This is a genomic window from Barnesiella sp. CU968, assembly GCF_905219685.1.
Lineage (GTDB): Bacteria > Bacteroidota > Bacteroidia > Bacteroidales > Muribaculaceae > Lepagella > Lepagella muris_A.
The window spans coordinates 1-1,793 of the sequence record NZ_CAJMXD010000500.1; the positions used below are offsets into that span (position 1 = coordinate 1).

The following is a 1,793-nucleotide window of genomic DNA, read 5'->3' on the forward strand; positions in this document are numbered from 1 at the left end:
AATGTACGCTATCGTAGAAATTAAAGGACAGCAGTTCAAAGCCGAGGAAGGCAAATACCTGTATGTTCATTATCTCGGCGAGGAAGTGAAAGAAGGCGAAGCCGTTTCTTTCGACAAAGTTCTCCTCATTGATGCCGACGGCGACGTTAAGGTCGGTGTGCCTGCCGTGGAAGGCGCAAAAGTGGAATGCGAGGTTCTCACTCCCCTTGTAAAGGGCGAGAAAGTGATCGTCTTCAAGAAGAAACGCCGCAAAGGCTATCGTCGCAAGAACGGTCACCGTCAGTGCTTCTCCAAAGTGTTAATTAAAAAAATTGTAACCGCTTAAAACCGTAGATAAGAAATGGCACATAAGAAAGGTGTCGGTAGTTCTAAGAACGGCCGCGAATCAGAAAGCAAACGACTTGGAGTCAAAATCTTCGGTGGTTCATACTGCAAGGCAGGTAACATCATCAAACGTCAGCGTGGCACTGTGCACCACCCCGGTCTTAACGTAGGCATGGGTAAGGATCACACTCTTTTCGCCCTCATCGACGGAATTGTGGTGTTCTCCACCGGCAAAGAGGGTCGCAAGTTCATCAACGTGCAGCCCAAAGAAGCTTAACACTTCTCTCTGCAATAAAAAAAGAGGAATCCCGACGGATTCCTCTTTTTTTATTGCAGAGAGTCTGTAAAGACAAAAGAATCTCTTCTTGAATCATTTCAATATCTCACTTTTATCCAGGGGGCGTTTTTCTCTGCCCATGCCTTCTGACCGATGGGAATGTCGGTGCATAGATAATCCGCGCCAAGGTAAGCGCCAAGCATAAAGTCCTCCACCGTATGCCCGGGCCAGAGACTCACGGTCAGCCCCTGCTTATGGGCATATTTCACCGCCTCCCGTGAAGTCCCTTCCATTTTTGAGCCAAGACGCTTTATGCCGAGCCCCTTGCACAGCGCGACTGTAGCTTTCGACACCGGCTCGCTCGTGATGAGAAGAAGCTCCGCGTCGGGATGCCTACGCTGCATGCAGCGCAACGCACGCGTATCGGAAGATGTAAAAAGAAACTCCGCATCAGACGGCTTGATCGACATGACCTTCTTATAGAGCTTATCGACATACTCAGGCAGCGACTCCTCCGGATAAAGACTCTCGGGATTCGTTTTCATCTCGAACTCAACATACAGACCCGGCTTGCCTTTAAGAAAGTCCATCAACTCATCAAGGGTAATCATCTTGTTACCCTTCTTCGTATTGAGCTTCCTCAGCTCGACAAGAGTCTTTTCCTCCACGGCACCGCTACCGTTTGTAGTGCGGTCAAGCTTACTGTCATGCGTGACAATCAGCTCGCCATCTTTTGTCATGCGGATATCGGTCTCATAGCCCGTATATCCCGCCTTATGACTCGCCACGAATGCCTCCATCGTGTTTTCATCATGTTCCATTCTTCCGCCACGGTGAGAGAACACTCGGATCTCCTGCGTCTGCGACAATGCCGACAGAGCAGACAGCGACAGGATGCCGACAGCCATCCCAAGTCTAAAATCAATTGATTTTTTCATTTCAGTTACGATTAGTTAATATAGTTATGGATTTCAGCAAGTCCAACCCGGACTTGCCGCTGTCAAATTTATAAATAAAAATTCATACAGAAAAATTTAACATCCAAAATTTATTACCATGCGCTGGGACTGGGACGGGGCAGTGACGGGGACGGTTTCCTATAGCAACAACAAAAAGAGAGCCTCGGAATACGAGACTCTCTCGGGCGCTTCAGGATGGGCTTGAACCAACGACCCCCTGATTAACAGTCAGG

General features: G+C 48.6%; 3 protein-coding genes. 2 read left to right on the forward strand and 1 reads right to left on the reverse strand.

Annotation, left to right across the window (positions count from 1 at the left end; all coding sequences use genetic code 11):
• The first annotated feature begins 1 nt into the window (after position 1).
• Both rplU and rpmA read left to right on the forward strand, forming a co-directional pair.
• Entirely contained in the window at positions 2–325 is a 324-nt protein-coding gene (gene rplU / locus JX312_RS13090; protein WP_123405993.1) for a 50S ribosomal protein L21, read from the forward strand.
• Between the two features lie 15 nt (positions 326–340).
• On the forward strand, positions 341–601 hold the full coding sequence (rpmA, locus tag JX312_RS13095) for a 50S ribosomal protein L27 (protein WP_123405991.1): 261 nt from the start codon (positions 341–343) through the stop codon (positions 599–601).
• A 98-nt stretch (positions 602–699) separates the two neighbouring features.
• Here rpmA and JX312_RS13100 read toward each other — a convergent pair whose 3' ends face one another.
• Positions 700–1,539: a glycerophosphodiester phosphodiesterase gene (locus JX312_RS13100; protein ID WP_239653930.1), complete on the reverse strand. Its 840-nt coding sequence runs from the start codon at positions 1,537–1,539 to the stop codon at positions 700–702.
• Positions 1,540–1,793: the final 254 nt, after the last annotated feature.

Excerpts from the sequence above, each read along its gene's own strand:
- rplU (WP_123405993.1), top strand. The coding sequence starts at position 2 with ATGTACGCTATCGTAGAAATTAAAGGACAGCAGTTCAAAGCCGAGGAA.
- JX312_RS13100 (WP_239653930.1), bottom strand. The coding sequence starts at position 1,539 with ATGAAAAAATCAATTGATTTTAGACTTGGGATGGCTGTCGGCATCCTG.
- rpmA (WP_123405991.1), top strand. The coding sequence starts at position 341 with ATGGCACATAAGAAAGGTGTCGGTAGTTCTAAGAACGGCCGCGAATCA.